The organism is uncultured Vibrio sp. (assembly GCF_947488985.1).
Classification (GTDB): domain Bacteria; phylum Pseudomonadota; class Gammaproteobacteria; order Enterobacterales; family Vibrionaceae; genus Vibrio.
The window spans coordinates 23,639-29,943 of sequence record NZ_CANLBV010000043.1; the positions used below are offsets into that span (position 1 = coordinate 23,639).

Below are 6,305 nucleotides of genomic sequence, written 5' to 3' on the forward strand. Positions count from 1 at the left end.
TTGGAGGAATCATGCGCTTTACTGATGTTTTTATTAAACGTCCGGTTCTGGCTATTTCAATCAGCTTTTTGATCGCATTGCTTGGCTTTCAAGCAATCTTCAAAATGCAGGTTCGTGAATACCCAGACATGACAAACACGATCGTGACGGTCACGACGAGCTATTACGGTGCCAGTGCCGATCTGATCCAAGGCTTTATAACCCAGCCATTAGAACAAGCGATCGCTCAAGCCGATAATATTGATTATATGACGTCGCAGTCAGTACTCGGTAGCTCGACTATTACGGTCAATATGAAGCTCAATACCGACCCGAATGCCGCGCTGTCGGATATCTTGGCCAAGACCAACTCGGTTCGTTCTCAGCTACCTAAAGAAGCCGAAGACCCAACAGTAGACATGTCGACAGGCTCAAGTACGGCGGTAATGTACATTGGTTTTACGAGTGACGAACTCTCTGCAAGCCAAATTACCGACTACCTTGAGCGAGTGGTTAACCCACAACTGTTTACCGTTAATGGCGTATCAAAGGTCGACTTGTACGGCGGGATCAAATACGCATTACGTGTATGGCTCGACCCTGCAAAAATGGCAGCATTAAATCTGACAGCCACTGATGTGATGACGGTGCTTAATGCAAACAACTACCAATCAGCAACTGGCCAAGCAATTGGTGAGTTTATGCTGTACAACGGCAGTGCCAATACCCAAGTAACCAATACCGATGAGTTAGAAAGATTGGTGGTCAAAACCAGTCAAAATGGCGGTTCTATTGTTCGCTTAGGTGATATTGCTAAGGTTTCACTAGAAAAAAGCCACGATGTGGTTCGCGCGAGTGCCAATGGCAAACAAACGGTTGTAACCGCCATCAATGCGGCGCCAAGTGCTAACCCTATCAACATTGCTGCTGATGTTATGCAGCTGTACCCTGAGTTGGAGCGAAACCTACCAAGCAATATCAGCATGAACATCATGTATGACTCAACCATTGCGATTAATGAATCCATCCAAGAGGTTATACACACGATTGTTGAAGCCGCGCTGATTGTATTAGTGGTTATCACGCTATTCTTAGGCTCGTTGCGTGCGGTTATCATTCCTATCGTAACTATCCCTTTATCGCTAGTTGGCGTTGCGATGGTGATGCAAGTCATGGGGTTCTCATGGAACTTAATGACGTTGCTAGCGATGGTATTAGCAATCGGTCTCGTGGTTGATGATGCGATCGTAGTACTGGAAAACGTCGACCGACACGTCAAATTGGGGGAATCTCCTTTCAGGGCTGCCATCATTGGTACCCGTGAAATTGCAGTACCAGTTATTGCAATGACACTGACATTGGGTGCGGTTTATGCCCCTATCGCAATGATGGGTGGTATCACGGGTTCGCTGTTTAAAGAGTTTGCATTAACCCTCGCTGGCGCCGTATTTGTTTCTGGGATCATCGCTTTAACACTGTCTCCAATGATGTGTTCAAAGCTTCTAAAAGAAAATGCACAGCCGAGTAAATTTGAACAGAAGGTACACAGCGTACTTGATCGTATGACCGGCCGTTATTCTAAGATGCTGTATGCGATCATGGATCATCGTCCGGTTATCATTGGCTTTGCGGTCATTGTATTTTTAAGCTTGCCGATGTTATTTAAATTCATCCCAAGTGAACTTGCCCCTGCAGAAGATAAAGGGGCAGTGATGATGATTGGTACTGGTCAATCAAATGCTAACCTAGACTACCTAAGCAACACGATGGACGACGTGAGCGATATCTTGGTGAGCCAGCCTGAAATCCAATACGCTCAATCCTTCACTGGTGTGCCAAACTCAAACCAAGCATTTGGTATTGCCACTATGGTGCCATGGAGTGAGCGTGAGGCTAGCCAATCTGAGGTAACGAACCGTATCAGTGGATTGCTACAAGATATCCCAGGTATGGCAGTGACCGCGTTCCAAATGCCTGAGTTACCAGGGGCTGGTTCTGGTCTACCAATCCAGTTTGTTATTACCACACCAAGCAGCTTTGAGAGCTTATTCGCTATCGCTACCGATATATTAACGGATGTGAAAGATAGCCCTCTCTTTGTCTACTCTGATCTTGATTTGAACTACGATTCAGCAACGATGAATATTCAAATTGACAAAGATATGGCAGGCGCTTATGGGGTAACAATGCAAGATATCGGTGTCACCCTAAGCACCATGATGTCGGATGGTTACGTTAACCGTATTGACCTCAACGGGCGTTCTTATGAAGTGATCCCTCAGGTTGAGCGTAAATTTCGCTTAAACCCAGAGTCAATGAATCATTACTACGTTCGAGCCAGCAATGGTGATGCCGTTCCTCTCGGTAGCTTGGTAACAATTGATGTGGTGGCAGACCCTCGCTCTCTTCCTCACTTCAACCAGCTAAACTCAGCGACGGTCGGTGCGGTTCCAATGCCGGGTGCGGCGATGGGTGATGCGGTAAACTGGTTTGAAAACATTGCCCAAACCAAATTACCTGCCGGCTATAACCATGACTACATGGGTGAGTCGCGTCAGTTTGTAACAGAAGGCAGCGCACTGTATGTGACGTTCGGTTTAGCACTAGCGATCATCTTCTTGGTTCTGGCGATTCAATTTGAGTCGTTGAAAGATCCATTGGTTATCATGGTATCGGTACCGCTCGCAATATGTGGCGCATTGATTGCGCTCGCTTGGGGTGCGGCAACGATGAACATCTACTCGCAAGTGGGTTTGATTACCTTAGTTGGTCTGATTACCAAGCACGGTATCTTGATCTGTGAGGTAGCAAAAGAAGAGCAGCTGCATAATAAATTATCACGCAAAGAGGCGGTTATGGAGGCGGCGAAGGTACGTCTACGTCCAATCCTAATGACAACAGCAGCGATGATTGCAGGTCTGATCCCATTGATGTACGCCACGGGTGCGGGTGCAGCTCAGCGCTTTAGTATCGGTATTGTTATCGTTGCTGGTCTGGCGATTGGTACGCTGTTTACGCTGTTTGTACTGCCGGTTATTTATAGCTACTTAGCTGAAAAACATAAACCAATTCCAGTTTTCCTCGAAGATAAAGATCTCGAAAAACTGGCTCGAGTTGATGAAGCAAAAGCGGCGCACAGAGAATTAGCTAACAATAAGTAATCTCCCTGTCGTATTAACAATAAAAAGGCTGCTTCGGTGGCCTTTTTTTGTACGCCATAGGCGACATTTTTGGTGTGATTAAATAGAATAGTGATAAATATTCAGGAGTTTTAAATGATATGTTTGATCCAAAAAAACTAGAGCAGATTGCTAAGCAGATCCACGATTCTATGCCTCAACCAGTAAAAGAGCTTGGTTCAGACGTAGACCAAAAAGTTCGCCAAGTTATCCAAGGCCAACTCAACAAACTAGACGTTGTGAGCCGTGAAGAGTTTGATGTTCAAACACAGGTACTGCTTCGCACTCGCCAAAAGCTCACTGAAATGGAACAAAAGCTGGCTGAACTAGAAGCGAAGCTTTCAGACAAATAGTCATTCGTTTCAATTAGTTGAAGTTCGAATAAAGGCTTACCTTCGGGTAAGCCTTTATTTTTTTCTCAATCTATCACGCCTTCACAGGTAAAATAGTTGTAAGCATAAAAAAAGCCCCGAACAAATGTTCAGGGCTGTTTTTATTCAGTGATGAACTGGAAGATTAACCGCCAACAGCGATACGCTTCATGTCGCTCATGTAGCTACGTAGCTCTTCACCAATGTATTCTACAGGGTGGTTACGGATAGCTTCGTTTACTTCAATTAGCTTAGCGTTATCAACTTGGTTAGATGTTTCACCTAGACCACGGCCGATGACGTCCGTTGCTACTGAAGGCATGAACTTCTCACGTAGCAGTGGAGTTGCTACATTAGCGAATAGGTAGTTACCGTATTCAGCAGTATCAGAGATCACAACGTTCATTTCGTAAAGACGCTTACGAGCTACGGTGTTTGCGATTAGTGGAAGCTCATGTAGCGACTCGTAGTAAGCAGACTCATCAATGATACCTGATGCTGTCATCGCTTCGAATGCTAGTTCAACACCGGCGCGAACCATAGCAACCATTAGGATACCGTTGTCAAAGTACTCTTGCTCTGAGATTTCTACGTTAGAAGCAGGGTAGTTTTCGAATGCCGTTTCGCCAGTCTCTTCACGCCAGCCCAATAGATTCACGTCATCGTTCGCCCAGTCAGCCATCATAGTGCTAGAGAAGTGACCAGAGATGATGTCATCCATGTGCTTGTTGTAAAGCGGACGCATTAGGTCTTTAAGCTCTTCAGAAAGCTCAAACGCTTTTACTTTAGCTGGGTTAGATAGGCGATCCATCATGTGAGTGACACCACCGAACTTCAATGCTTCAGTGATCGTTTCCCAACCGTATTGTAGAAGCTTACCTGCATAGCCTGGTTCAATACCGTCAGCAATCATCTTCTCGTAAGATACAATAGAACCCGCTTGTAGCATGCCACAAAGGATAGTTTGCTCACCCATAAGGTCAGATTTCACTTCCGCTACGAAAGAAGACTCTAGGCAACCTGCACGGTGACCGCCAGTACCCGCAGCCCAAGCTTTAGCGATATCCCAACCTTCACCTTTAGGGTCATTTTCTGGGTGAACAGCGATCAGTGTTGGTACACCGAAGCCACGCTTGTACTCTTCGCGCACTTCAGAACCAGGACACTTAGGAGCAACCATTACAACCGTAAGGTCAGAACGTAACTGCATGCCTTCTTCAACAACGTTAAAGCCGTGAGAGTAACCAAGTGCAGCACCTTCTTTCATTAGAGGCATTACAGTTTCAACAACGTTGGTGTGTTGCTTATCAGGAGTAAGGTTGATGACTAGGTCTGCTTCTGGGATTAGCGTTTCGTAGCTACCCACAACAAAGCCGTTTTCATCAGCGTTTTTGAATGATTGACGCTTTTCATCAATTGCTGCTTGGCGTAGAGCGTAAGATACGTCTAAACCAGAATCACGCATGTTTAGACCTTGGTTTAGGCCTTGAGCACCACAACCAACAATTACGATTTTTTTACCTTCAAGATACTGGGCTTCTGTCGCGAATTCTTCACGATCCATAAAGCGGCAACGACCTAGTTGGTCTAGCTGTTCACGAAGGTTTAATGTATTGAAATAGTTAGCCATTTGAAGGCACTCCTTTAAAATAAGTCCATAAGGTCGATATCTCTCTATCGAATGACTTCATACTAAATCAGACTATCTGTTGCTGAAAGTGATATATTCACAAGTAGTTATTGCAATAAATGCAACATGGAAACGCTCATCAGATATGAACATAAAATCTCTACAATTATTTATACATTTATGTGATAGCAAGAGTTTCAGCAAAACAGCTGCTGCTATGCATGTCAGTCCTTCAGCACTGAGTCGTCAGGTACAAAAGCTTGAAGAAGAAACAGGGCAAGCCTTGCTTATCAGAGATAATAGAAGTGTTGATCTCACTCCTGCAGGGAAGCACCTATTGCCTGTGGCATTGAGCATTGTTGGGGAGTGGCAGCAATACAACCTTCACTTGAAAGGTGGTGAGGAAGAGCTCAAAGGGGAAATTCGGATATTTTGCTCGGTAACAGCAAGCTACAGCCATCTACCTGAACTCATAACCGAATTCAGGGCGATTCATCCGTATATTGAATTCAAACTGTCAACGGGTGATCCTGCTCAATCTATCGATAAAATCCTAAATGATGAAGCGGATATCGCGATTTCAGCGAAACCAGATATTCTACCTTCAAGATTAGACTTCGAAACCATTAGCGAAATACCATTGTCAGTCATCACTCCATCAGGTGTGAGTAGCTTTAGCCAGCAACTACAATCTGATAAGCCAAATTGGAATGAAGTACCCTTCATTATCCCAGAAGCTGGCACAGCACGAGAACGTGCGAACGCTTGGTTTAAAAAAATGAAGATAAAGCCGAACATATACGCGCAAGTTTCTGGCCATGAGGCGATAGTAAGTATGGTCGCCCTAGGCTGTGGGGTGGGTATTGCGCCAGATGTTGTGATTAATAACAGCCCTGTAAGAGATAAGGTTGAACGCTTAAAGATAGAACCCATCAAACCGTTTGAGTTGGGTGTTTGCTGCAAGCGAGCACAGTTAGATAACCCTCTAATTCGAGCGTTCTGGCAGGTAGCAGAAGGAAAGTATTTAACGGACTAATACCAATCTAAGTAAAAATATGATCTAATTGAAGCTGTTACTTCTTCGTGAAAAAAGACGCTATGGACAGCCTCGATACAATTGATTTCAAAAAGCTTGCTAGCCAACAA

The 6,305-nt window shown here is 44.8% G+C and carries 4 protein-coding genes; 3 read left to right on the top strand and 1 reads right to left on the bottom strand.

Going from position 1 to position 6,305, the window contains the following annotated elements; genetic code table 11:
• Positions 1-11 precede the first annotated feature (11 nt).
• Together Q1A70_RS11270 and Q1A70_RS11275 are read left to right on the top strand one after the other, a co-directional pair.
• Complete coding sequence (locus Q1A70_RS11270) at positions 12-3,140, top strand: multidrug efflux RND transporter permease subunit (RefSeq protein WP_299690879.1); 3,129 nt, start codon at positions 12-14, stop codon at positions 3,138-3,140.
• Positions 3,141-3,259: 119 nt separating this feature from the next.
• Complete coding sequence (locus tag Q1A70_RS11275; protein WP_017061964.1) at positions 3,260-3,511, top strand: accessory factor UbiK family protein; 252 nt, start codon at positions 3,260-3,262, stop codon at positions 3,509-3,511.
• Positions 3,512-3,674: 163 nt separating this feature from the next.
• Here the strand turns inward: Q1A70_RS11275 and ilvC are convergent, their stop codons facing one another.
• Positions 3,675-5,159: a ketol-acid reductoisomerase gene (gene ilvC / locus Q1A70_RS11280; RefSeq protein WP_299690874.1), complete on the bottom strand. Its 1,485-nt coding sequence runs from the start codon at positions 5,157-5,159 to the stop codon at positions 3,675-3,677.
• 145 nt (positions 5,160-5,304) lie between these two features.
• Between ilvC and ilvY the strand changes: the two genes are divergently transcribed.
• Positions 5,305-6,195 carry an HTH-type transcriptional activator IlvY gene (ilvY, locus tag Q1A70_RS11285; protein ID WP_299690872.1) on the top strand — a complete coding sequence of 297 codons (891 nt, stop codon included), beginning with the start codon at positions 5,305-5,307 and terminating at the stop codon, positions 6,193-6,195.
• Positions 6,196-6,305 lie beyond the last annotated feature (110 nt).